The organism is Sinorhizobium sp. FG01, assembly GCF_002531875.1.
Taxonomy (GTDB): domain Bacteria; phylum Pseudomonadota; class Alphaproteobacteria; order Rhizobiales; family Rhizobiaceae; genus Sinorhizobium; species Sinorhizobium fredii_C.
In genome coordinates this window covers 12443-36172 of the sequence record NZ_NWTB01000021.1, presented here as the reverse complement: position 1 = coordinate 36172, position 23730 = coordinate 12443, and the positions used below count along the sequence as shown (strand labels likewise).

Below are 23730 nucleotides of genomic sequence, written 5' to 3'. Positions count from 1 at the left end.
CGTTTAGTCATCGCTTTCTATCAGGTATTCATATCGGTCGGCTCGTATAACGCTAAAGGCGTATTTGATCGGCAATCCATCCGGAGTGACATCGACATTGGTCTCGAAGAGCACCGGGCTGGACGATGATATTCGCAGCAGAAGGGCCTCCTGCTGGGTGGGCCTTCGGGCCGTTATCCGCGTCCATTTTCGCTTGTATTCCGGAATGCCACAGCGCTTCAGCGCCGCAGTCGGAGAGTTCAGTCCATGGAACGCCGAGACGAGACCGGGAACTCGCTCGACGGGAAAATAGCTCGTCCCGGTTGCCAAGGGCCAATCGTTAATGAACGAAGTCGCCCTGACGGCGGTAACGAGCGCCGAAGGAGCGATCTTCAGATGCGTCGCAACATCAAGTTCGACGGAGATCTCGTTGATGGACAAGATCTCCCGTTTGACCGACTTGTTCTGGCCAAGAAGTTTGAAGGTGAACCTCGGATCACTGTCCAGGCTATGCGAAATGAAGTCGTCGGCAACGAAGGTACCGACACCGTGTTGCACCCGCAGAGCGCCCTCAGACTCCAAAACCTTGATGGCGTTGCGCACTGTGTGGCGATTGACGCCAAATCGTTCTGCCAGGACAAGGTCCCCAGGCAGGCGACCGTTCTCGAAGGCTCCCGCATGGATATCGCTGAGTATTCCGGAGCGAACAACTTCCCAACGCTTCATCAAACACCATTTCAATTAATCGATACGAGCCATTGCATTCCCCAAAAGGGGTGCATAGCCCTATCTATCCGAAAAGCGGCCGATCGGGAAATATCTTGGTGGGTAGCCCAAGGATGGATGCAAGCGTCGGCGCAAGGCGGGTTGCTTCAGCTCCTTCCGCCACCGCGACTGGAAGATCAGCCCCGGATATGATGCAGATACGATCGTCCGCACTCATACCTGGCCGAAAGCCATGGGTGGACTTGTATTTTGGCCGACCGAACGGCTGGTCTAGCGGGTGACCGGCTGGCACTTCCTCGAAATCATGCTGCGGCGGAGCCACGAAGGTTGCGATGCGCTCGCGCAGCCCAACCGGTAAATGCGCATCGTTCCAGGGTTCCGCCCCGACCGCTGCCAATCTTTGTGTAACCTCCGCGCGATCGGCAGCGTTCTCGACCACGACATGCAGCGTCGCGCCTTCGGAGCTCCAGCGCTTACCGGGAATAATCAGTTCGGGAAGGATCGAGGTGTTGATATTGCCGTGGCCGTGATCGCTGGTAATTGCGATCACGTAGTCGTCTAGCCGGCCGGAACGCCGCAGGCTTTCCAAGCAAAGACCGACCAGGGAGTCGGCGAAAGCAACAGAGAAATGGGCCTCTTGGCTCTCGTACCCGAACTCGTGCTGGAACATGTCTGTGACATTGATTTCGGTGACCACCAGATCGGGCGGCTCTTGTGATGCGATCAACTTTGCGGTGGCGGAGACGGTCAGTTGGTCATCGATGAGCGTCGCTGTGACCCGGGAGACGGTATCGGGCCTTGCGGGCTCTTGAACGAAGGACGGCAGGGGAACCCCCGCCAGGCGGCCGCGCGGATCCTTCACTCTCAGGAGATAAGGCATACTCCCGTCGCTCGGAACCTTGGTGAAGCCGTGGCCGCGCATCCAGCTCGGCGGGACATAGACGGAGGTGTCTTCCGGGTTGATGAGAGCGTGCCCGATGCAGGCCACATCCAGACCCGCGCGTGAAGCAAGGGTTGCAATCGTTGGAACAAGAACATGCTCCACCTCGGCGGCGATGAACGCTCCGTCGCTCAGGACACGATTGCCAAAAATCCCGTGCATGTCTGCCGCGACGCCTGTTAGGATGGAAGCCCGACCCGGCATGGAGGTCCCCGGCACAGCAGACCGCATCCGGCGGACGCGGTACCCTCGGTCCGCGAGTGAGGACAAATTTGGGAGACGCTCCCGATGGTTCTCAAGATAGTCCGAGCTCACGCCATCGATCATGATCAACAGAAGTTTGCGGCGCTTCATTTCCAATGTAATCCCCTCAAATCGAAAGGTTTTTGTTTGATGCAGGCCGTCCAGTGCCCTGGCGCAACCTGCCGCAGTGCCGGTGGAGCCATGGCACATTCCGGACTTGCCACTGGGCATCTGGTCCTAAAGACGCAGCCGGATGGCGGTGAAACGGCACTCGGCACTTCACCTTTCAGGAGCACCCGGTTTCGTCGAAGGCTTGGATGTTCGACAGGCAGTGCGGATAGCAAGGCATCGGTATAGGGATGTGCAGGCGCATCCCAGAACATGGCCGAAGGGGCGATTTCCATGATCCGACCGAGATACATGACAATCACCCGGTCAGCGATATGACTGACCGCACGCAGGTCGTGCGAGACGAAAAGCATCGTGAGCGACAGCTTGCCCTTCAGATCGAGGAGCAAGTTGACGATCTGCGCCTGAACCGACACATCGAGAGCCGATACGGGTTCGTCGGCGACGATGAAGTCCGGCTCGGTCGACAGTGCCCTGGCGATGGCAATCCGTTGGCGCTGACCCCCGCTGAAGCTGTGCGGGTAGCGCGCGGCATGCGTCGGGGAAATTCCGACCTGGGAGAAGAGTTCTGCCACGCGCTGGAGACGTGCTCGCGGGGTCAGATGAGCATGATGGATCGACAGCGGTTCGCCGACGATCTCCCCGACGGTCATGCGTGGATTGAGGCTGCTGTAGGGATCCTGGAACACCATCTGCATATGCCGCCGAAAGGAACGCATTTCCTTTGGCGTCAAAGTCGTCAGATCGACCCCTTTGAACCTAACCCGACCGGAACTCGGCGGGGTCAGCCGCAGCAAGCTGCGCCCCAGTGTCGTCTTGCCTGAACCGGACTCGCCGACCAGTGCAACGATCTCACCAGGAAATATCGAAAACGATGCGCCGTCGACGGCTTTGATGAAACTCTTGGAACGGAACGGCGATGTCCTGCGGAGTGGCAGGTGAACGCGAAGTTCTTCGACCTCGAGCAGGGACGGACCGCCGAACGCCGGGATCGCACCGCGATCAGGCGTGCCGGAATGGGCAAAGGACGCATTCATGCCGCGATCTCCGGCTCCGAAGCAGCATCGGTGATTTCGCGCCAACGCCAACAACGAACACTGTGCCCGTCGGTCGTGTCGAGTTCCGGCACGTTGCGTGCACAATCCGCCACCGCATGGCTGCAGCGCGGGCGGAAGGAACAGCCGGTCGCAAGATGAGCAAGTTCGGGGGGGCTGCCGCGGATGGCGGAAAGCCGTCGTGGAATTGCGCAGCCGGGTTGCAATCGCGGCCGCGCTTTCAGCAGACCGCGCGTATATGGCATCCGTGGCGTGTCGAAGATCTGCACGACACTGCCTTCCTCGACAACCCGACCGGCATACATCACTACGACCCGGTCCGCGATTTCGGCAACGACACTGAGGTCATGCGTGATGAACAGCATGGCCATGCCGGTCTCCTGCTTTAGGTCGTGAAGCAGGGCCAGGATTTGCGATTGGACCGTGGCATCGAGAGCCGTCGTCGGCTCGTCGGCGATCAGCAATTTGGGGCGACATGAGAGCGCGATCGCGATCATTGCCCGCTGGCGCATGCCGCCGGAAAGCTGATGCGGATAGTCATCGAGACGCCGTTCGGCATCGGCGATACCAACGCGATCGAGCAGTTCTCTCGCTTGGCGTCGTGCTTCGCGAAGCGTACATCGTTGATGGGTCCGCAGCACCTCCATCAACTGGTTACCAATCGTGTAGACTGGATTGAGCGCCGCCGCCGGCTCCTGAAAGATCATGGCAATATCATTGCCAAGGATACCCCGCAGGCGCCGCGCTGGAATTTGGAGAAGGTCCTCCCCTTGATAGAGGGCCTTCCCCGCAACGATGCGCCCCAGCGACTTCGGAACGAGGTTCAGGATGGAAAACGCGGTTGCCGATTTGCCTGAGCCGGATTCTCCGACAAGGCAGACCGTGCTGCCTTGTCGAACCGAGAATGAGACCCCTTCGACTGCTTTGACAGTTCGATGGTGGGCATGGAAATGGGTGCGCAAATTCTCGACGCGCAGGAGTTCGGCTTGGTTCATCATAAACCCGTTCTGATAGCTGAGCGGAAGAGCAACATTCACTTGAAGTGAATGTTGTTCGGCCGGAAATCCATCGTGTATTCGGTGTTCGGCAGCCACTCAAAGTTGCTGCGAACGCCGTAGAATTCCGGCGCACGATAGAGGTACGTACCGGGCGCTTCGTCCTCGAAGATATCGATCATCGTTTGATAGATGTCGTAGCGACGTTTGCTATCGAGTGTGGTCTCGCCCTCTTTGGCGAGTTCGTCGAAGCGCTGCTCGTCTTGCCAAAACCGCTTCGCCCAGGTCATGTAAAGCGTGACCGCGGGATCGGTCGGCACGACCCAATCAGAGCCGTTTCGTACCGTGAGGACCGGATCGTCCTTTTTCAGCTTCGACCATCCTTCATCGACACGGACGCTGGCATTGACGCCTATCGCCTTCCACATCTCAGTGACCGCCTCGGCTACCGGGACGCCATTCGTGTAGTAGACGGGGTGCGTCACGTAGTAGATCGGCTGCCCCTTGTAGGAAGACTCGGCGAGGAGTTGGCGGGCGCGCTCGGGGTCGAACGCCGGAGTCGGCCGATCCGGATTATAGAGTTCCGGTCCCCAGGCCTCATATTGGGCAGAGTGTGGCAGCGTGGCCTGGCCATTCCACAGGGCGTCGACGATCAACTTGCGATCAATGGCAAGATTGAGTGCCCGACGCAGTTTCTTGTCGGCCATCACCGGGTTGAACGTGTTGTAGAGAAGGAAGTGGTGGTTCATCAATGCGCTGCGCACCTCGCAGCAGCCGAGGGTCTTTACCGCCTCCAATTGATCTGGCGGCAGGCTGTTGATGACATCGACCTCGCCGTTCGCGAGCGCGGTGATCCTGGCCGAGACCTCGGGGATGGACTTGAATGTCAAGCTCGAGATTGTCGGCCGACCGCCAAAGTAAGTATCGTTGGCCTTGAGCTGCATGCTCTCGTCGGGCTGGAGCTTGACGAAAGCGAACGGGCCTGTTCCGACCGGCTTTTGGCCGAAGCCGCTCTCTCCGACCGACTCGAAATAGGCTTTCGGCACGATGTCGCTCGAATGATAGGCAAGCAGGTGTAGGAGTATCGGGCTCGGGGCCGTGGTGGTGATCCGGACGGTCAGATCATCGACGATGTCGACCCGTTCGATCACCTTGAGGAGGTTTCTGGCAGAGACGTAGTCCGATTCCGGATTCAAGATTCGATCGAAGGTGAACTTGACGTCGGCACTTGTGAAAGGCTGGCCGTTATGAAACCGCACACCTGGCCGCAGCGAAAATTCCATGGTGCGATCGTCGACCCGCTTCCAGCTCTTCGCAAGGCCAGGAACGAGCTCATAAGCTGTCCGATCCTTGCTTTTGGAAAAGTCCCGCGCAACGAGCGTGTCGAACATATTGTAGGTGATCGGGATGTCGACATTCCCAAGGGCCATTGCGGGATCGAAGTTGGCGCGGACGGCATTGACGCCCACGGTGAGCGGAGGTCGCGTGTCTTCCTGCGCGACCACAAAGGTCGGCAGCAGCATAGCGACTGCTACGAGTAGGTTTCGCATAGTGTCTCCTAAGTTTGGGGTTTTGAGGTTTTCCTGCAGGAAGGTCTGAGAGCTGCGCGATCTAGCTGCGGCTCCGGGGATCGAAACTGTCGCGCAACCAATCGCCGACCATCGATGCTGCCAGCGTGATTGCGACGATGACCACACAGGGAAATACCGCCAGCCAGGGGGTGGTGATCAGATAGTTCCTCGACTCGCCGAGCAATGAACCGTGAGAAACATTTGGCGGCTGAACACCCACGCCAAGGAACGACAGCGACGACTCCAGCACGACGATCTCGGCGAAGCTCAGGCTGGCCAATACGATGACGGGCGAGAGCGTGTTGGGAAGCACGTGACGCATCGCGATATGCCTGGGGGAAGCGCCGGAGGATCGAGCCGCTTCTACGAAGCTGCGTCCGCGCAGGGCATGCACCTGGCCACGGACGACTCGAGCATATTTGTAGTAGTCCGCAAATCCGATGATCAGCACCAAGACAAGGGGACTTGGGCCGATGAGGGCAACCGCAGTCAACGCCACCAAAGTGACCGGCACCGAGGCCTGCGCATCGACCACAGCCATGAAGCAATGGTCGATCCATCCTCCCATGCTTCCCGAGACCAGCCCACTCAGCGTGCCGGTGATGACGCCGACGAGGACGCCAGCGCCAGCGATGAGTAGCGTGGTTTGGGTTGCGAACAGAAGCCGAGAAAACAGGTCTCGGCCGAGATGATCCGTTCCAAGAAGGTATTCGGCTGTACCCCCGGCGAACGCCGGCGGCCGAAGTCGGTGCAAAAGGCTTTGGTCGGCGATGTCATGCGGCGCAATCACCGGAGAGATCGCGGCCAGCAACGCTATCACTGTAAGGATCAGGAACGAGGCGATTGCGACCGTCGGAGGCCGACGACGCCGGCAGGTCTCGGTGGAGACGATACCCTCTTCGGTTCGGGAAGGACTCAATTCCGGCGCGCTGGTCTCGATGCTCATCATGACCTCCCGCGCACTCGCGGATCGAGCAAGCCGTACCCGATGTCAACGAGAAGATTGGTGAGGATGATTGCTGCTGAAAACACGAGAATTCCGAATTGCAGCATGGCAAAATCGCGTTGCATTACCGCATCGAGCACCAGGCGTCCTGCTCCGGGCCAGGCAAACACCGATTCCGTTACCACGGCGCCGGCAATCAGGCCGCCAAATTGCAGGCCCAGAATTGTCAACACGGGGAGGATTGCGTTTCTCAGCCCGTGCTTCACCACGACACGGAACGGACTCAAGCCCTTGCTGTACGCATAGCGCATGTAGTCCTGAGACAGGACCTCCAGCATGCTGCTGCGAACGAGCCTTGCAATGTTGGCGCAGGTAGCAAGAGCTAGGGTAATTGCGGGCAGGAGCAGATGTTTCCACGTGCCCATGCCGCCGCTCGGCAGTAGTTTTAGAGAGAAACTGAAGATCAGAATGGCGGCAATGCCGACAACAAAGTTCGGAATGGCTTGCCCCGCGATTGTTGCGGTCGTGAGGAAGCGATCAAAGACCGTATTGTGATGTAGTGCGGCCAAGAGGCCGACGGCCATGCCGACAATCACCGACAACACGAAAGCTGGAATGGTTAGGAGCAGCGTATTGGGAACTCGTTCAACGAACAGCTCGACCACAGGCCGGTTCGAAAAGAAACTCTGCCCGAAATCGCCGCGCAGGAGTGCGGTGCTGTACCGCACGTATTGCGTCGCGACATCATCGTTCAGTCCGAGCTTTGCCCTTAGCTCGACACGTTGTTCCTCTGGAAGGTCAGGCGGAATGAGGAAGGAGGTGGGGTCTCCGGTCATTCGTGTCGCAAAGAACACGATGGTGAGGATCGCCCAAAGCGTGAATGCGCTACGCAAGGCCAGCGAGATGAAAAACACTAACTCTCCTCCACCCAAAGCAAGAAGCCAAAGAACGCTCCTCAGCTGAGCCGTCTAGATGTCTAGGTATCTGGTGGATTAAGGCATATATGTTACGCTTTGATGACATTCGCGACAAAAGTGTAGAAAATGTCGCCATATATGTAATGTTTGCGACGAATTTCGCACCGAAACCCTGCAGTGAGAGCACGAGTCGCTCGCAAATTGGACGAGCGACATAGCCGCGACGGCAATGTCGAGCGCACAGATGATGGACCGCATCTGGACACGCACCTAGCCCGATGGATCACAATTTGCCGCGTGCCGGACGGTGTCTCGGCGGCTGCCCGCCCAGAACATCGAGGCGGTGTTTTCCCTGAGCGACGACATGGCGAAGCTGCGCCCAATCATGTGCCGCTGCGCGTGTCACCGCCCATTTCCGAATGAAATTCGTATGCGCGATCTCGTGCAGGCTCACAAGCAGCCGAGATGCAAAAAAAGCGGTCACGCAAGCTGATGGCCTTTTTCGGCCTCCCGCCAGATAGTTTGACAGATGAACATGTCAAACGTGGTGAGATCACTGGGTCGGGAACTGTCAGGCCTTTCGCATGCTGGTCGACGGCGCATAGCCGCTTCCCTACGCGGATCGAAGCAGCAAGCGCGACTGGAGGCCTACCAGGAATTGTTCGCGGCTTCGACTCTGCTCGCTACTGCTACCAATGATCCAGGGGGAACCACAAGGCACTCGCAATCACACGCGATCGCGAGAAAATGTGCCCTCCTCCTTTGGCTATAGGTCAGGAAGTGCGACCAACTCTTCAAGCGTAAAGTAGCGCCAACGGCTCGCGCGCGATGAGAAAGAGGAGACGAGATTATGATCTGCCGATGCCCAATGCTGGAAGAAGGGGGCCCGGTCAGGTATCTTCGGAACTTAGTGTCTGGCTATGTTGATGCCCATGCTAAGATAGAAGCAGCCCCAGGCGCACAGTGCAGTATCCAACCCGCGCATATGAGTTTGCAAATAGTCGTCATGCAGGCCGCTTTCCACTCTCATAGGATCTGGTTCTATTCGCCAGAGGTCGCGATTCTATTGGAACTCGCATGGTGCTTGCGGAACACGGACATGTATCGTGAAGATCTATTGTCAAACGGGCGCCTCTGCCAGTCTCCGTGGCGCTCAAGAAGTTCAAGTTCGCTGATCCTTGCGAGCAAGTCGAGTTCGGTTGGGTAGACATATCGCATCTTAAGCGGCATCGTCCGGCTTCCAGAAGGTGTAATCCAGAAGTCCAGAGAAATAAAATACTGCTGATTACGGTCGTGTCTGGCAAACCGAACCATCGCGCGACGCTCATCAACGTGTATGACCGTAGTTCGTTGGTCGCGATGGCTGCCTTCTCCAGTGAAGTCACTAGTATATGGATAGCTCAAATCAACAACAAAGCATCCGTTCGGCTTTAGGGCCTTTGCAGTTGATTTCAAGCAACTAAGCTGTTGCTCGACTGTCAGCATAAGCGAAAAAGTGTTACCGACACAGTACACGAGATCATAGTGAGTGCCCAGGTCAAAGTCTGCCATGTCGCCTAAGTGTGCCGTGATAGACTGCCCGCCTTCCTTTGCGAGAAGCGAGGCAAGCATGCTTTCTGAGTTATCGAGACCGTGAACCGAAGCTCCTGTCTGTGAAAGGGGCAAAGCGAAGTGGCCGTTTCCGACGCCCAACTCGAGTGCCGTTCCGTTCTCTGCGAAGGGCGCGAGAAAACGGACTGCCCGCTCGATCTGGGTCGACTTGTTGAGCGCTTCCCCATACTCATCGTAAATATCACTCCAAATTTCGCCATAGGCGGTATAAGCATCTCTCTCTTCAACAGGATCGTTCATGGTATTTCTCTCTTGGTGAATGATTAATACGTCGAGACGCCCTTCCCAGACTTGGCCACGAGAGTTGCGATGCCGGTAAGGCGGTATCGCGGCCTTGAAACCCCCCACTACATGCGTCGAGTGCGGAGCTTCGATTCATCACGATTGCGCGTCCGAGCGGTGATGGCGCCGTCGGACAATGCGCGAGCAACTGCCACGAAGCGGTGACAACAGCGAGATCAAGCCGCCCGTTCAATTCCAATCAATGCGCAGCCGCACGTCGTGATCGCATTGGCCTAATCAAGGACACTGTCGAAGCATCGACCTGCTCCTCGCCGGATCTGCTAACACGCGATTTCGGGGGAGGTCCGGAATATTGCCTCCGCGATGCGCAGATCATCCTCATTATCGATCTCATACCACCTGACGTCGTCACATCTGGCCGCGGCGATCCGCAAGTTCCTCGTTTGCACGAGATTGGAGAGCATCTCCTCGGTATAGGACTTCACGGCGCCACTGCGGATGATACTGTCGAGATGCGGGACGATCGTCTCGCGCAGATCGTTACCGGAAAACCGAATCAGATTCATCGTCTTGAAAAGCCGCGGCGCGCCGTCGACCAGGTTGGCGGCCGTCTGCTTCATCCGGACTTCGCCGATATAGCCGTTCTCTGTGAGGACGACCGCGGAGCCTTCCATCGAGCGGTCAAAGGGTGCGACCGCGGCGACATTCTCTGCTTCTCCCGTCCCGAGATAGCGAAGCGCATCCAGTTCGAAAAAGACGTCTGCCTCCAGAAGGTAGACGTCGCCGGTCAGCAGGACGTGCCGTGCCAACCAAAGGGAGTACCCGCTGCCGGTCCTGTCGAAGACCGAGGATTCGACATAATTTATTTCGAGCTTGCCAAAGTGATTGCCGCAGGAGTGCTGGATCGCATCCTTGCGGTAGCCGACGACGATGGTAACTTCCTCGACGCCGACGGCCTCGAGATTGCGCAGCGCGTTGTGAAGGATGGGCGTACCGTTGACCTCGACGAGCGGCTTCGGCCGCAGGTCGGTCAAGGGCCGCAGGCGGGATCCTAAACCGGCCGCGAGTATGACTGCTTGCTTGGGAGCATTCGTCATCCTAAACAGGTCTCCTACTGTTACCGTCACAGCATTATCTTGTCACTCCCAGGCGTTCAGGACCTCGACGAGCCGGGTAAGGCCAGCCTTTAGTTTCTCGGGGGGAACCCCGTACGAGAGGCGAAGGCCAACCGGGTCACCGAACGCCGTCCCCGAGACCGCAGCTACGCCCGCATTCAGCAGAACTTTCACGACGTCGTCGGCCGTCTTCCCGGCCTCGGGGAGCCTCGGGCGGCGCAGCAGGTCCGAAACGTTCAGGTAGAAATAAAAGCCTCCCATCGCCTTCGGAACGGGGACGCGCGTCAGAGCCGAAAGCACGCTAAGACCCATCTGCCTGGCACAGGTGAGTTGGCAGCGCAGCTCGCTCTCAAAATTGCCATCGCCGTTTAGAAGATGCGCGAGTACTGCGTGTTGAGCGATGACGTTCGGGTTCGAGGTCGTATGTGATTGCAGTGCTTTCACCGCACTAATTACATTCTTCGGCCCGGCAAGATAACCCATCCTCCAGCCTGCGAGTGCAAGCGACTTGCTGAAGGCGTTGACGATAAGAGTACGCGGACGAACTTCCGGAAGAATTGAGACGATAGGATGATGGGCTTCGTTAACGTGGATAAAGTCGCCATAGCATTCGTCGAAAATGATCCAGAGGCCGCGCTTTTTCGCAAGCGTTCCGATGCCGACCAAAGTTTCGGCATCATAAACCGTGCCGGTCGGGTTGTTTGGAGTGTTGACCACAATTGCGCGGCTGCGGTCGGTGATTGCGGCCTCGATATCGTCGATATGGGGAACATATCCATTGGCGCGGGTGTCAACATGGACGGGCGTTCCGCCGGCGATCAGCACCTGAGCGGGGAATGTCGTCCAGTAGGGCGCAGGCACGATGACCTCGTCACCTGGATTAAGCAGCACCATGGCGCCGTTGAACAGCGCCTGTTTGGCGCCGGTGGTAACCGCGACCTCATCGGCGCGCCAGACCTGACCAGTATTGCCGGAAATCTTGCCGGCGAGCGCCTCTCGAAGTTCCATCATCCCGATGGGATCTGTGTAGCGGTTGACGCCCTGGCGGATCGCATCGATCGCGCCTGCTCGGATCGTCGGAGCAAGATCGCTGCAGATCTCGCCGACTGTCAGATCGACAATCTCCTTTCCTTGGTCAGCAGCCGATTTCGCCGCTGTGCGCGCCTCCGCCGTTGCCGACGATTTGAACAACGCTGTCCGTTGCGCAAGCATGTGCGCGCCCCCGAAATTGATCGTTGAATTCGCCCTCGCCCCCTCAATGGACCGCGCATTATCCATATTGCGGTAGATAGCGATCTTGGGCCGATACCAATTCATCGTAACGCAAGAGGCCAAAGACCTCCTCGAGTGTGGCAATTCCCGGCTCGACTCCGGCAATGCTCTCTTCGGCGACGATGCGATTGCATACCGCGCGCATTCCGGCGACTGCCGCACGCATCGCGTGGTTGGCCCAGATCACCGTAGAGATGCCAGCATCTCGATATATCGAAGCGGGTGTGCGGTAGTATTTCGTGGGCACGATCACGATCGGAAGCTTCTGCCACCGCTTCGCGAAAGCGAGAATCTCACCCGCATCGCTCTTGCGCGAATGTATCAGGAGTGCGTCGGCGCCGGACTCAGCATAGGCGTCGGCGCGCTGCAGAGCCTCGTCCAAACCGTAGCCGGCGATCAACGCTTCGGTCCGAGCGACTAGCACGAGGTCGCTGCCCGTCATGTCCTTGATCGCTTTCAGTCGGCCGGAAAACTCAACGATATCGGCGAGGGCTTGCCGGTCTCCCACGAAACTGTTCATCTTCGGGAAGCGTTTGTCCTCCAAGCAGACGCCGGCGCCGCCGCGCTTCAAGAGCTTCATCGCTAGTAATCGGGCGTTATTGAAATTGCCGAACCCCGAGTCGCCGTCGACCAGGATCGGCAGTCCGCTTGCGTCGGCTATTCGCTCCACCACGTCAACGATCTCGGTCCAACTTGCCTCGTTTGCGTCTCGATAGCCGAGCGCCGAAGAAATCGAAAGTCCGGAGGCCCAAAGCCCCTTGAAACCAGCCTGCCTGGCGATCGCCGCCGAAAGTCCGTCATGCGCTTCCATGAGGAAGGACAGCTCGCTGGAGCAAATAAGATTACGGAGCATCTTCGTCGGGTCTTCAACGGCACCGATCGACTTGGTTATGAAAGTTGCCTGATTCATTGTAATTCCTCCGTCATAAAGCAACGCTGAATGCATTATCGGAGAAATGCAATAGAAATATTATGTATATTTCTGAATATATTTCGATTTATATAAGATACGCGGTGGCCCCGTGCTTAGGGCTCACACCTGTACTCAATCAATCCGGCGAAGTGAGCCGGGTCGACCACGTGTCTCCGCGAAGGTTCCACGTAGCGGCGAAGGACGTCCTCCGCCGCCACGCGGATACGGGTCGACCGGCGACTGCACCTGTAGAGCATTGATTTCGGCTGGATTGCGCCAAACGCGGTTATCTCGACTGATGGTTGGCGATGACCAAAATGCGGCCGGAAGCAGACTGGCCGTTCTTGGTGATGCAGCCACTTTGCCGCCAACTGGCTACATCGATCCGATGAGAGTTCCATACCGTATGATATGCGGATCCAATGTCGGGGTCGATCTAGATGACTCTCCAGCCCGGCCCGTAGAGTACCCCTCCGGGTTTGGCGCCTTGATAGTACCTTGTCGCCGATGCTCCGCTTCTACAACAGTCCGATCGACCTGCTCGCGCGCCTTGAGAACGGGCTCACCGGCCGCTACTAGGAGGATCCTTTAGGGCAACTCACTTCTCGCGAAAAAGCATTAGTATCTGCTTAGCCTTGAACGTCTCGCCCGAGAACGGCTGCGCGGTGCCATTTCGGTCAGTAAGTGAAAAGCTACGCTCCGCCACCATACGCTGCTTGCCGTAAGGCAATAGCGGCTTGAGTGGATGCCCATGCCCCACGGAGGCGACCAGAGAGCTGCAGTCATATTTCTCGACAAAGGACTTCGACGCGATAATCCGCCGAACTTCGTGACGGCCGCCAGAGCCGATCAAAGCTTCGGGTTCGACGACCACCAGGCAGCACGCGCGGGGATTGACGTTCACGTAACGCCGAAACGTCGCGTAGTTGGAGCCGCCAAACTGCGTGGCCAGCGACATCGCGTGTTTCACGCTGAATGCGCTCGAGAGAGCATGCTCGCGGAATACATCGCCCTGAAACATCACCTCGGAGGCGAACACGTTTGCCTCGCGCTCAAAAAGATCCTTCGTGTCGTCATCCAAGGTCTGATTGCAGTCGTGCATCAGTGCATACATGCTTGTCTGGTGAGGCATGCTGCCGTGACCTGCCTCGTGCAGTTTCACGAAGGCCCGCCGTGGGGCGGGCACTTCCTTGTCCAGGATCACCAGGCGTTCGTTGGCTTCGAACAGGCCAAGGACCTTGCTGAACGCCGATTTGATGACGTTCACGCCAAATGCGAGCCCGGCGCGGGCTTTGTCTGCCAGCCGTCGCAGCATCGACTCGTCGAGTATCTCGTCTTCGATCACGGTGACCTTGGCGGCCGCCATCAGATCGTCAATGGGCGTTGGAAATCTGCCGATGGCGCCTGCGTCTTTCAGAAGCCGCTGGGCCTGCCGGATTACGTTGGCCAGTTCGTGATCTTGAAGGGACGAATCGTCTGGTTTAGTCATTTCTTGTTCTGTTTTCGGTAGAAGTCTAGATACGCAATCAAGGCCTGTTCTTCTTCGGACGTGAGATCCGATATTGCGAAAGTCGCAGGTCTAGCCTGCCCGGTAGTTAGATAACCGGCTTTTTCCATGAGACTTTCATAGGATGATTTATAGACATTCGCCAATGCATACAGGATGTTCGGCGACGGCTTCGTTATCTTATTGTTTTCAAGCTGGCTCAAATAGGCGTTCGATACTTCCTTCTCCGTTGCATCTTCGACCTGTCGAAGTGTCAGCTGCGCGGCACGGCGGAGAGAGGCGAGGTGCTCGCCGAGTGTGGTTGCTGTGTCAGCGTCGTTGCCTTTCTCATTCATTGTGACCTCCAGAGACTTGATTCACTTAGATAATTTGTCCTTGATCGCTTGATTTGTCAAGCGCCGCTTAGTAGCTGCTTGACAAAATTAGCATCGCGCTCCATCTTTAGCGTGAGGCTGAACAAGCGAAGGAAAGCGCCATGCCCAGTACCAATCAAATTGAAGTCGCCGGCACAGATCTTGAGTTCCGTGCGGTTCCTCTTGACGACCAGACGCCTTCAGGCGCGCAGATCGCGCGCGCTGCTGGTTTTTCCGCCGATGATTTCGTTTATGTCCTGCAGCTGCGCGCCAACGATGAGCTCGAGGATGTTCGCGCTGTCGAGTCGGTGTCACTCGCCGAGGGTTGCCGGTTCATCGTGGCTCAGAGCGATCGCTCGTATCGCTTGGCCATGGACGGGAATCCTCTCGATTGGCCCAGCCGCTTCATCACGGCCGCAACGCTGCGCAAACTTTCCGGCGTTGACCCTAACAAGGTCATTTTTCTCGAAAACACCAACGAGCCTGACCGCCTGCTTGCCGAGGACGACCTTGTTGACCTCGACGAACACCTCGACGAACCGGCCGTTGAGAAGTTCCGTTCCGGCAAGGACGACCGTCCGAGGGAGCAGAACGTCCATGTCAAGCACCTAGGGGAACTGGAGACCGCAACTTTCAAGGTCGCCGAGACCGCGACGCTGCAGCACATCTGGGACCGGGCCCATATTGAGCTGGAAGTCGCCCGCGATCCGCGCGATGTCTTCCAGGCCGAGGTGAACATGCAGCCCGTGAGCCTGATGGAGCACCTCGAGCTGTCCCTCGTCGAGGCGCAGCGCCGCGAACTGTGTAAGCGCAAGTTCGAGATCGCCGCCCGCACCGGTGGTGCCTGAGATGGCCAACCACAGCTCGCGGCCCAACATCGACCTAGCAGCCGGTAGGCAGGTGCTGAACGAGCACCTGCCCCGCGTGCTGTCACTTAAGGGCAAGACCTTGGCCGAACTGGGCTGGCAACAGCCTTCCGATCGCACCTTGCTGGTTCCCATGCATGGCATCCATCAGGGCGTCGGCGAGGACTACCTGCTACGACTCGACTTTCTCACCGGCAAGGACTGGCCGCCGAGCGCCAAGTTCGTGAACCCCGTAACCCTCGACTATCAGATCGGCGCAGATCAGCATCACCTTCCGATGATCACCTCGCCCGAGCTACACGTACACTCGGCATATCAAAGCAATGACGGGCGCACGATCCAGCTAATTTGCTGCTCGGCGGTCTTCCAGTACTACGACGTCGTCCATGGCGGCGAGGACAGCATCCTATGGCGCAGCAGCGACACGTTCCTGACAACGCTCAGCGCGGTCGAGCGCGCATTCGTGACCCACTACTCAGGGAGGTTTCCGCGCCATGGAGGATGAGGACTTCCTGCGCCGCCCGCCAGCACCGCGCCCCTACGTGCCGAGCAACGCGCTCCTTCTCGTGCCGCCGCAAGCCGTGCTGGCAACGCGCCAGTTGCTGCAGCGCGCCGGGCGCCGGGAAGCGTGTGTGTTCTGGTATGGGGATCGCGACGATGTATCCGTGGTTCGTTCGGTGCGGGCACCAGTGCAGCAGTCGTTTCGCGGCAACTATCACGTCGAGCCCGAGGCAATGAGCCAGATGGTACATAACCTCGACGCCAACTGGCGTCCGCTTGCCCAGGTTCATAGCCATCCCGGCCTCAACACCGAGCATTCGCGCTATGACGACAAGATGATGTCGAGCCGCAAAGTGCTCTCCATCGTTTTTCCGCTATATGGCGTACAGGCAGCGCCGTGGCCAAGCGGGCTGGGCATCCACGAGTGGCAAATCGATTACTGGCACATGCTGACTCCCGCGGAGGTCGACGGCCGGCTCGCGCTGCACCAAGCCTGCGCCCTGGATGTGAGAGATTTCCGATGAGCGACATCGATTTGGGTGACCGGCATCGCCGCGCCGTGTCCGGGCTAGGCAACACTGCCCTGCCGAAGGTTATCAAGATCACGGCCGGACAACTGGGCAACCAGCTAGCCCGCCAGCACCTGCTGGTCTGTCTGGTCAACTTGCTGGCTCGATTGCATGGCTCTGTGAAGACGATCAAGCTTCAGGTCAGTGGCGACATCACCGTTCCACTTCCGCATGCGCCGCCGCTCGGCAACGCGTTCGCGGCGATGGAAAATCTGGCCGCGTGGGCAAATGGCGGACGGATCCCCGTACTGGCCGCAACCGGTGAATCCGACATCACCATCGACATCAGCTATAACCCGGTTGAGGGTGCTCATCTTTACGCCTGTGGCGCCGGATGGAAAAGCTGGATCGGCGTGAGGCCGCCGGATTTTGCGCTCGGCGAGGATGAACCGGGCTGCCTGGGCCCGTATTTCGCTGCTACTATGCTGGCCGGCGAAGTCTTCAAGATGAGCAAGGGCCTCATTAAAGGTCGCTACGCCACCAACGACGCATACTCCCTTTGGACCGGCGAAGTCGGCGCATGGGATGATCTGGCCGATGGCCCGCCAGTCCGCGGAACGTCCCTGCCGGCCGTCTACCTCGTGGGAGCGGGCGCCGTGGGGCAAGGCGTGATGCAGGTTCTTGGGGCGAGCGAGCTCGCCGATGCCTATGTCGTAACGATCGACCACGTTCATCACGACAAGGAGGGCACCAATCTCAACCGCTGCTTCCTTGCAGGTATCGAGGACATCCTTGAGCCTAAGGTTGATGTGGTGAGCAGGTACCGTGGCCTCACTAATCTGAACGGCTTTGAATTTAAGGGCCGCCTTGGCGACTATCTGATCGGCGAGAAGGTAGGTCTGCGGCCCGACCTCGTGGAAGCGGAACGAGCGGACCGCTACGACCTAGTGGTCTCAGCCGTCGACATCAACCGCTCGCGGCAGGATATCCAGGGGCTATCCCCAACCATCGTCATCGGCGGCAGCACGGACAGTCTACGTGCGCAGGCGACCTCTTATGGCGTGGTCGAGAACGCAGAGTGCCTTGGTTGCTGGAATGAACCTGAGGATGACCGGGCGCGAGCGATCCTGCTCGAAGCCAGTCTGCGCAGCCTAAGTGTTGAGGAGCGTCGGCACCGCCTTGCAGGACAGGTCGGTGATCTCGATGCCGCTCTGGCGTATCTGGCAGCCGCGAAGCCGCGTTGTGGGCAGCTTGGCGAGTCGGACGTGCGAAGCTTCACCACCGCCGTATCGCCAGAATTTTCAGTCTCCTTCGTTTCTATGGCTGCAGCGGTGATGACCGCGGCTCGGCTGTTCACTGTAATCATGTGGCCGCATGAAGCGGGTCGTCGAGCCGCGAAGGGGTTATTCCAGTTCAAGAGCCTCAAGGCGGATAATGTCACGACTCCGCGCCGCGCCGCCTGCCCGCATTGCGGCAAGGGCCGCCACCTCATCACGCGCCGGTAGCAGTTCGTGCCGAGGGTGTATGCGAAGGCGACCTTGTTCTCGCGTGTCGCTGCAGACTATGAGCCTCTCATCCCAGCGGATCTTGAACCCTCACAACCGCCAACAGTGAGTGATCATAACCTATTGTTAACAAACAAACTCTTTCCTGACGGGGACACTCGAATGATTCCCGTCATGTGGTGCAAACATGAAAGGTGCGTAAGACTTCGTGTGTCAGGGAGTGCCCAGAGCGGACCTTCATAACGAACCGTCCTGGCTCCTCTGCCCCCATGGCGATAGCGAGACCAGGCGCACCATTCTCGGAATGGGCACGAGGCAAGCGCTTCCTATTCGACTAACGTTTGCTACGCTCTCTCACGCACCGCGGACGGATTGAAGTGAATGACCGCGTCGTCCGACTTACCACCGGGGAAGGTAAAGGTGAATTCGGGGGCATTGGGATCAGCGCGCTTCACCTTCGACGGCTTTGATGGCTTTACCGGCTCGAAATAGTCCCTCGAGACATGACCGAGTGATGGAAGCACTGGCCGTCGCCCTTTGAACCAATCAGCAATAGTCACGATCTGCAGCCTCGGCAAATGGCCATGCGCAGTTTCCGCGAATCCGAAAGAAGCTGCCTCGGCGTTCATGTCGCGTGTTGCATCATTGAGGCAGATGAAGAGACCCATGTCGGCGCGCTCACGATCGATCACCGCCTTGAATTCGCGAACATCCTTGGCGCCGACGTGCTGTCCACCCTTCACTGACGTCAGAATTCTGCCCCAGCCTCGCGGCCCGTTCATGAAGAACATCTGGCCGTCAATTCCGCGATCCGGTCCCTTCTTGATCTCTTTCAAGGCTTGAACGCCCACAAGGTAGTTGGCCCACCATTGGAATTGGAACTTGTCCTTCAGCGCCAATCGCTGAGCACTCTCAAAGTCGCGTGGTATGCCGCCCACACTGAAGCTGGCGCCAGGAAATTGCGTTAGAACTCGATCCTCGATGACTTTGATCGCGTGGAATGCCACGTCTATGCCAATCCAATTCCGCCCGCTGGCTTGGGCTGCAGCAACACTCGTACCGCAACCACAAAATGGATCCAAGATTGTGTCGCTGGGCTCCGACGAACCTTCAATAATGCGCCGCAATAGTGCAAGTGGCTTTTGTGTCGGATATCCCAGAGATTCACGCCCAGACGCGGGCTTGATATCTGACCAGTCATTTTGAAGGGATACGCCAGGCATCTCATCGAGATAGCGCTTCTGTGCAGGCACCGCGCCAGGTCGGGTCTGGACGATGCGGCCCTGCGCGATTAGTTCTTGCATTTTTTCGCGGCTGAACCGCCAGTGGCGTTCAACGCCCATCACTTCATAGAAGGGATTCCCCTTCGCCGCACCGCCCGGGCCGGTGATGTCACTCAGACGAAACAAGCGCCCGGTGTCAGGTTCTGTGTGCTTGTAGAAGTCTTTAACATACCGCTCGTCATAGGGCGTGTATTGTGTGTTCCATTTCCACTGGCGACCTTTCGTGTAGAATAGGATCACATCTCTCACGTTACCAAACTGCTTGCGGCCCTGCTTGGCATCATTGTGAGCGGACTGACGACGCCAGCTAATTTCGTTTCGAAAGTTCCGAGGGCCGAAGGCGGCATCGAGGATTATTTTGAGGTAGTGGGAAGCGGTGGGATCGCAGTGCAAGAATAAAGATCCTGTATCCTTCAGGACACGATGCAATTCTGTGACGCGCTGGCCCATCATGACAAGGTAGGCCATCATGTCGCTTTCGCCTAATGCGCTGTGAAGAGCGTGAATGATCGAGGCTACGCTCCCGCCTTGCCGCATGATCTCGTCGAGCGCCCACTGAGCTTCGTTGCCCCAAGTCCATGTATCGCGAAAGGCTTCAACTTGAGCGCTCGCCGCTTCATCCTGCGGTGTCTTGAACAAGACGTTGTAATTGGCGTTGCTATTAAATGGGGGATCGAGATAAACGAGGTCGACGCTCTCAGTCGCGATTTCCTCTCTAAGTATTACAAGATTATCCCCAAACCACAATTGATTCATCATGCGCCCGCCGTGTTCCCTAACATGCACGATGCGCCACTATGCTTAATATTTACTTATACACGTAGCCTGGCTATTTTCCCGCGCCGCGACGTCCACGCCAGAGTTCAATGGCCGCTTTCGGGCGGAGCCAGCAACTGCCTCTTTGACCGATAAGGAGGCGCAAACCTGCCGTCCCTACGAATTGATAGTCTGCTCCGGGCCTGACTCCGCACGACCATGTAAAACTGTCCCGGTTAATAATGAGCGCGAAAGGCGCTTGAGCCCCAACCCGCCGGTTGGAGAAGCGCAGCCATAGGCGAGATTTTCGCATTCTCGAGACGCCAAGAGCGGAAAAGGGCAGCCGCAGGAGCTTCAGCATAGCGGTCCGAAGGGGAGGCCGGACCGATTGTCCCCGCCCGTGCGTTCCGTGTCTGCTCGATCCAAGGGGCAATCTGCCCAGGCTGGAAGGGTTCGAGGGAGGAGGCTGCTCACTTGCCTGTGGCAATAACCAGCTCCTCAAGAGGCGGCGGGCCTCTGTGGTGCTGGTGTCTAAATTTCTCGGGCGGCGCCCACGCGTGGCCGGACGTGTCTGGAGGTCACACTTTACGTCGGAAGGTGACCGGCGAGGGCGGTATTAAACAGGTTCTGCGGCTTGCCCAGTCAGTGACGATGAGCGGGGTGTTCGGTGAGGCTAAACTAGAGCGTGCCGTAATACATGCGCTCCCGACGCCTCGACGGACGTCCGCGAGGTCAGATTCAGCATGTCAGCTTGCAATACGGTCAACGGCCACGCCAGGATGGGTTCAGCGGTTACGCAGCCGCCTAAGATCTGCCGGCTTCTGAGCAACAGTGGCGCGCTGAAGGCTACCTATGTTGCTGCAAGGGCGTTAAGGATCGCGCAGTGATGCCCTCGCTGTAGCTGCGGATGCGGCCTGCCGCGGCGTTCACCAGACTGCCGTCCTCGGCGCTCTGCGCACCCTTTCCCGTGCGGGGCGACAAGCTGATCGCTGTGTGTGGGCAGCTGACGCAATGTACAGAGCTTCATCAAGCTGAACAACAATGCGCCTGCTCGTGGATGGCCGACGGTCACGGCAGGGAGCGGAAAGGGAAAGCGCTGCGCTTGGGCGGACGTGGCGCGATTCCGCGGTTTTCCGCATTAGCAGAACATGAAATCCGACGCGGTCAGGCCCAGGCCAGCCAAGTGGAGCAAGCTTTGCACGTTGCCAAGGTGCGCGAAGTCGTCCACTTGGTTCTCGGAGGTAACATAACCCAGTTCCGCCGTCATGGTCTGATAATTAAAATAGGCAATTATATCGCCTGCGGCCTCGCCGGAGAAGGTGAAAATATCCTGTGCTGGGTCAAAATCCACAATGGTGGTGTGGTCAGCGTTTGGCCCGTAGTTTTGATCGACCCCAGGGGCCGGGTTGTGGAACTGGAATACAAAGGTGTCCTGGCCGGCACCCCCGGTCAGAGAGTCTCTACCGTCGCCTGCGAAGAGGACGTCGTCGCCGGAGCCGCCATAGAGCTTGTCGTTGTCCGCACCCAGAATGGTCGCAGCGAGGATGCGCGGTTTGCCGCGGCCAAGGTCGCCGTAGAGGTAGTCGTTGCCCTCGTCGCCAAAGACGTGGTCGTTGCCCACGCCACCGAAGACCCGGTCATTGCCGTCGCCGGCCGAGATGGAGTCGCTGCCGGTACCACCATCGATCCAGTCATTTCCCGTCGGATCAAGGATTACATCATCCCCATTGCTGCCAAAGAGACTGTTGCTACCCTTGCCGCCCCGAATTGTGTTTTCCATTGCGAATCCACCTTATGAAACAGCCCCACGACTAAACTCAGTCATATGCCTTGTCGGGTAATTAGAGTAATTGATTGTTTGGATAGAACGCATCGACACAGCGGATGTAATCACGTGCGTGCCAAAACTTAGAACTGACATGGCCTTAAGCTGGACCGATTTCGGTTAGAGCTTCCCTTCCTTTTCCCAGCCCGGAAAAATCACCGGAAACGCTCTTCTCCGGTGGTCCAGAAACCTTGGGCGGTTCAGCAGGTCACAAGCCCCCGCGTGGAGGTGATCGTGCTCAAGTATTTTATGGCAGGCCATTTCATCCGGCTTACGCCGGTTTATACTTCCGATTGGATTGCGGCGTTCGGATGCGTTCTCCGCCGCGTCTCGACCCGCAAGCCTCCTTGTGTCTGGAGCAGAACAACTATGTCGGAAACCGGACCAAAATGGTGCCGAAGGCGTGCAACTGGTGTGGACAAGTGGTTGGGCGTTAATGGCATGCAACTTGCATCGATGCTTTGGGGCGGATGTCCGCTGTGCCTCAAGGAACTCGCCGGTGATTGACCAACATCTGAACTTCAGCGCGCGTAAGCTTAGTCTTCATGGACCAGGGACCCGGATACTCTGCTGCTTAAATTTGCGACCGATCTCATCCGCGCTGGTGCGTGTGTCGGCGGATAGTGCAGCAGGTTCTCAATGCGTATAAGACGGGGTCGCGCCACTAATCAACATCGATGATCGCGGGGCGATACATCGAGCGCAGGAGTGCATGACCTTGAGGAGAAACCACGTGACCCGCAAGCCGGTTCCAGACCATGTCCCGCCCGAAATGGTGAGGGACTTCAGCCTGTTCACGTCGCCTGGCATGCAACGCATGCCCAACGGGGATCCTCACGCAGCTGTCGCTTGCGTCCATGACGGGCCGCCGATCTTTTATTCTTCCAACAACACTCGAGATGGCCGGGGAACCTGGGTCATCACTCGCGCCAGTGACCAACGTCGAGTGCTGCAGGACACCACGACATTTTCCAGCCACCGCAGCATCTTTGCCTCCGCGCTCGGCGAAAACTGGCCGATGATACCGCTGGAACTCGACCCACCGGCGCATGGCGTCTTTCGCTCGCTGCTCAACCCGCTGTTTTCGCCCAAGCGGGTCATGGTTCTGGAGCCGGTCATCCGTGAGCGCGCGATTACGCTGATCGATAGTGTCTTGGCGGCGAGCACAAGCTGCGACGTTATGAAGGATTTCGCGTTCCCCTTTGCTGTCAGTATCTTCCTTGGCTTTCTTGGTCTGTCGGATGAGGAGCTGGATACGTTTGTCGGCTGGGGAAGGGATCTGCTTCACGGAGAGAATGTCAAACGAACGGCGGCGGCCCTGGCGATCGTGGGGTTTATCGACGAACTTGCAGCCATGCGCCGCAAGGAACCGGCCGACGATTTCATGAGCTTCGTAGTCGGGGCACAGGTCAATGGTCGCCAGCTGACCGACGAGGAGGTCCGTGGCATCGGGGTCCTTCTGTTCGTCGCAGGACTCGACACGGTAGCAACGGCAATAGGTTTTGACCTCGCCCATCTCGCCCGCAATCTTAAAGACCAGCAATTGCTGCGCAGCGAACCGCATCGGATCGGGCTCGCCTCCGAAGAATTGCTGCGCGCCTATTCGACCGTACAGATGATCCGCGTGGCAACGAAAGACATCGATTTCGATGGCGCGCCGATCCGCAAGGGCGACTACATTTCCTGCGCCACGATGATTTCCAATCGTGATCCGGAAGAATTCGAATGTCCCAATACGATCGATCTTGCACGGGAAGACAACCGCCACACCGCCTTTGCCCATGGTCCCCATCGTTGTCTTGGCTCACATCTTGCCCGCCGGGAGATCGTGATCGGCCTGGAGGAGTGGCTGTCGCGCATTCCTGACTTCCGTATCAAGGAAGGTACAGCACCCATCACCTATGGCGGTCATGTGTTCGGAATCGACAATCTGGTTCTGGACTGGTCCTGACCATAGGCGCGATCAAAGA

20 protein-coding genes are annotated in these 23730 nt (G+C 58.0%); 5 read left to right on the top strand and 15 right to left on the bottom strand.

Translation table 11 applies throughout. The features are described 5' to 3' along the window. Positions 1-3: 3 nt before the first annotated feature. The 13 genes from phnF to CO656_RS25885 all read right to left on the bottom strand — a co-directional run bounded on the left by phnF (position 4) and on the right by CO656_RS25885 (position 14497). The gene (gene phnF / locus CO656_RS25945) at positions 4-705 is read right to left on the bottom strand and encodes a phosphonate metabolism transcriptional regulator PhnF (RefSeq protein ID WP_097527665.1); all 702 of its coding nucleotides are present in this window, start codon (positions 703-705) and stop codon (positions 4-6) included. Between the two features lie 64 nt (positions 706-769). Beyond that, positions 770-1999, bottom strand: a complete 1230-nt coding sequence (locus CO656_RS25940; RefSeq protein ID WP_234819641.1) for an alkaline phosphatase family protein — start codon at positions 1997-1999, stop codon at positions 770-772. After that, a complete protein-coding gene (locus CO656_RS25935; protein ID WP_097527663.1) occupies positions 1996-3054 on the bottom strand; it encodes an oligopeptide/dipeptide ABC transporter ATP-binding protein in 1059 nt (352 codons plus the stop codon). Before CO656_RS25935 ends, CO656_RS25940 begins: the two co-directional genes overlap by 4 nt. Then, entirely contained in the window at positions 3051-4166 is a 1116-nt protein-coding gene (locus CO656_RS25930; RefSeq protein WP_234819638.1) for an ABC transporter ATP-binding protein, read from the bottom strand. Before CO656_RS25930 ends, CO656_RS25935 begins: the two co-directional genes overlap by 4 nt. Next, entirely contained in the window at positions 4106-5617 is a 1512-nt protein-coding gene (locus tag CO656_RS25925; protein WP_234819637.1) for an ABC transporter substrate-binding protein, read from the bottom strand. Before CO656_RS25925 ends, CO656_RS25930 begins: the two co-directional genes overlap by 61 nt. 61 nt (positions 5618-5678) lie before the next feature. Next, the gene (locus CO656_RS25920) at positions 5679-6584 is read right to left on the bottom strand and encodes an ABC transporter permease (RefSeq protein ID WP_097527661.1); all 906 of its coding nucleotides are present in this window, start codon (positions 6582-6584) and stop codon (positions 5679-5681) included. Then, on the bottom strand, positions 6584-7498 hold the full coding sequence (locus tag CO656_RS25915; RefSeq protein WP_097527660.1) for an ABC transporter permease: 915 nt from the start codon (positions 7496-7498) through the stop codon (positions 6584-6586). Before CO656_RS25915 ends, CO656_RS25920 begins: the two co-directional genes overlap by 1 nt. Positions 7499-8542: 1044 nt before the next feature. Next, entirely contained in the window at positions 8543-9352 is an 810-nt protein-coding gene (locus CO656_RS25910) for a class I SAM-dependent methyltransferase (protein ID WP_097527659.1), read from the bottom strand. Positions 9353-9675: 323 nt separating this feature from the next. Next, on the bottom strand, positions 9676-10452 hold the full coding sequence (locus tag CO656_RS25905) for a phosphocholine cytidylyltransferase family protein (RefSeq protein WP_097527658.1): 777 nt from the start codon (positions 10450-10452) through the stop codon (positions 9676-9678). Positions 10453-10494: 42 nt separating this feature from the next. After that, positions 10495-11682, bottom strand: coding sequence for an aminotransferase class I/II-fold pyridoxal phosphate-dependent enzyme (locus CO656_RS25900; RefSeq protein WP_097527694.1), 1188 nt, complete (start codon positions 11680-11682; stop codon positions 10495-10497). 58 nt (positions 11683-11740) lie between these two features. After that, positions 11741-12652: a phosphoenolpyruvate mutase gene (aepX, locus tag CO656_RS25895; RefSeq protein WP_097527657.1), complete on the bottom strand. Its 912-nt coding sequence runs from the start codon at positions 12650-12652 to the stop codon at positions 11741-11743. Positions 12653-13253: 601 nt separating this feature from the next. Continuing rightward, positions 13254-14144, bottom strand: a complete 891-nt coding sequence (locus tag CO656_RS25890) for an ImmA/IrrE family metallo-endopeptidase (RefSeq protein WP_097527656.1) — start codon at positions 14142-14144, stop codon at positions 13254-13256. Continuing rightward, positions 14141-14497: a helix-turn-helix transcriptional regulator gene (locus CO656_RS25885; RefSeq protein WP_028003537.1), complete on the bottom strand. Its 357-nt coding sequence runs from the start codon at positions 14495-14497 to the stop codon at positions 14141-14143. Before CO656_RS25885 ends, CO656_RS25890 begins: the two co-directional genes overlap by 4 nt. A gap of 140 nt (positions 14498-14637) precedes the next feature. On the opposite strand from CO656_RS25885, the gene CO656_RS25880 reads away from it, so the two are divergent. From CO656_RS25880 to CO656_RS25865, 4 genes are read left to right on the top strand one after another with little or no spacing between them, the layout of a single operon-like run. Further along, positions 14638-15363: a multiubiquitin domain-containing protein gene (locus tag CO656_RS25880; RefSeq protein WP_097527655.1), complete on the top strand. Its 726-nt coding sequence runs from the start codon at positions 14638-14640 to the stop codon at positions 15361-15363. Position 15364: 1 nt separating this feature from the next. After that, positions 15365-15886 carry a hypothetical protein gene (locus tag CO656_RS25875; protein ID WP_097527654.1) on the top strand — a complete coding sequence of 174 codons (522 nt, stop codon included), beginning with the start codon at positions 15365-15367 and terminating at the stop codon, positions 15884-15886. Beyond that, positions 15876-16406 (top strand): Mov34/MPN/PAD-1 family protein, encoded by a 531-nt coding sequence (locus CO656_RS25870; RefSeq protein ID WP_097527653.1) that lies wholly within the window; start codon positions 15876-15878, stop codon positions 16404-16406. The genes CO656_RS25875 and CO656_RS25870 overlap by 11 nt, the downstream gene beginning before the upstream one ends. Continuing rightward, entirely contained in the window at positions 16403-17896 is a 1494-nt protein-coding gene (locus tag CO656_RS25865; RefSeq protein ID WP_097527652.1) for a ThiF family adenylyltransferase, read from the top strand. Before CO656_RS25870 ends, CO656_RS25865 begins: the two co-directional genes overlap by 4 nt. 344 nt (positions 17897-18240) lie before the next feature. On the opposite strand, the gene CO656_RS25860 is transcribed toward CO656_RS25865, so the two are convergent. Both CO656_RS25860 and CO656_RS25855 read right to left on the bottom strand, forming a co-directional pair. Next, positions 18241-19938 (bottom strand): site-specific DNA-methyltransferase, encoded by a 1698-nt coding sequence (locus tag CO656_RS25860; RefSeq protein ID WP_234819636.1) that lies wholly within the window; start codon positions 19936-19938, stop codon positions 18241-18243. 1135 nt (positions 19939-21073) lie between these two features. After that, on the bottom strand, positions 21074-21715 hold the full coding sequence (locus CO656_RS25855) for a calcium-binding protein (RefSeq protein WP_097527651.1): 642 nt from the start codon (positions 21713-21715) through the stop codon (positions 21074-21076). A gap of 817 nt (positions 21716-22532) precedes the next feature. On the opposite strand from CO656_RS25855, the gene CO656_RS25850 reads away from it, so the two are divergent. Next, the gene (locus CO656_RS25850) at positions 22533-23711 is read left to right on the top strand and encodes a cytochrome P450 (protein WP_176536678.1); all 1179 of its coding nucleotides are present in this window, start codon (positions 22533-22535) and stop codon (positions 23709-23711) included. The last annotated feature ends 19 nt before the right edge of the window (positions 23712-23730 follow it).

Coding starts and splice junctions, on each gene's coding strand:
- phnF (WP_097527665.1), bottom strand. CDS start 705: ATGAAGCGTTGGGAAGTTGTTCGCTCCGGAATACTCAGCGATATCCAT.
- CO656_RS25855 (WP_097527651.1), bottom strand. CDS start 21,715: ATGGAAAACACAATTCGGGGCGGCAAGGGTAGCAACAGTCTCTTTGGC.
- CO656_RS25910 (WP_097527659.1), bottom strand. CDS start 9,352: ATGAACGATCCTGTTGAAGAGAGAGATGCTTATACCGCCTATGGCGAA.
- CO656_RS25875 (WP_097527654.1), top strand. CDS start 15,365: ATGGCCAACCACAGCTCGCGGCCCAACATCGACCTAGCAGCCGGTAGG.
- CO656_RS25905 (WP_097527658.1), bottom strand. CDS start 10,452: ATGACGAATGCTCCCAAGCAAGCAGTCATACTCGCGGCCGGTTTAGGA.
- CO656_RS25890 (WP_097527656.1), bottom strand. CDS start 14,144: ATGACTAAACCAGACGATTCGTCCCTTCAAGATCACGAACTGGCCAAC.
- CO656_RS25920 (WP_097527661.1), bottom strand. CDS start 6,584: ATGAGCATCGAGACCAGCGCGCCGGAATTGAGTCCTTCCCGAACCGAA.
- CO656_RS25880 (WP_097527655.1), top strand. CDS start 14,638: ATGCCCAGTACCAATCAAATTGAAGTCGCCGGCACAGATCTTGAGTTC.
- CO656_RS25865 (WP_097527652.1), top strand. CDS start 16,403: ATGAGCGACATCGATTTGGGTGACCGGCATCGCCGCGCCGTGTCCGGG.
- CO656_RS25935 (WP_097527663.1), bottom strand. CDS start 3,054: ATGAATGCGTCCTTTGCCCATTCCGGCACGCCTGATCGCGGTGCGATC.
- CO656_RS25940 (WP_234819641.1), bottom strand. CDS start 1,999: ATGAAGCGCCGCAAACTTCTGTTGATCATGATCGATGGCGTGAGCTCG.
- CO656_RS25925 (WP_234819637.1), bottom strand. CDS start 5,617: ATGCGAAACCTACTCGTAGCAGTCGCTATGCTGCTGCCGACCTTTGTG.
- aepX (WP_097527657.1), bottom strand. CDS start 12,652: ATGAATCAGGCAACTTTCATAACCAAGTCGATCGGTGCCGTTGAAGAC.
- CO656_RS25900 (WP_097527694.1), bottom strand. CDS start 11,682: ATGCTTGCGCAACGGACAGCGTTGTTCAAATCGTCGGCAACGGCGGAG.
- CO656_RS25870 (WP_097527653.1), top strand. CDS start 15,876: ATGGAGGATGAGGACTTCCTGCGCCGCCCGCCAGCACCGCGCCCCTAC.
- CO656_RS25850 (WP_176536678.1), top strand. CDS start 22,533: ATGGTGAGGGACTTCAGCCTGTTCACGTCGCCTGGCATGCAACGCATG.
- CO656_RS25885 (WP_028003537.1), bottom strand. CDS start 14,497: ATGAATGAGAAAGGCAACGACGCTGACACAGCAACCACACTCGGCGAG.
- CO656_RS25860 (WP_234819636.1), bottom strand. CDS start 19,938: ATGATGAATCAATTGTGGTTTGGGGATAATCTTGTAATACTTAGAGAG.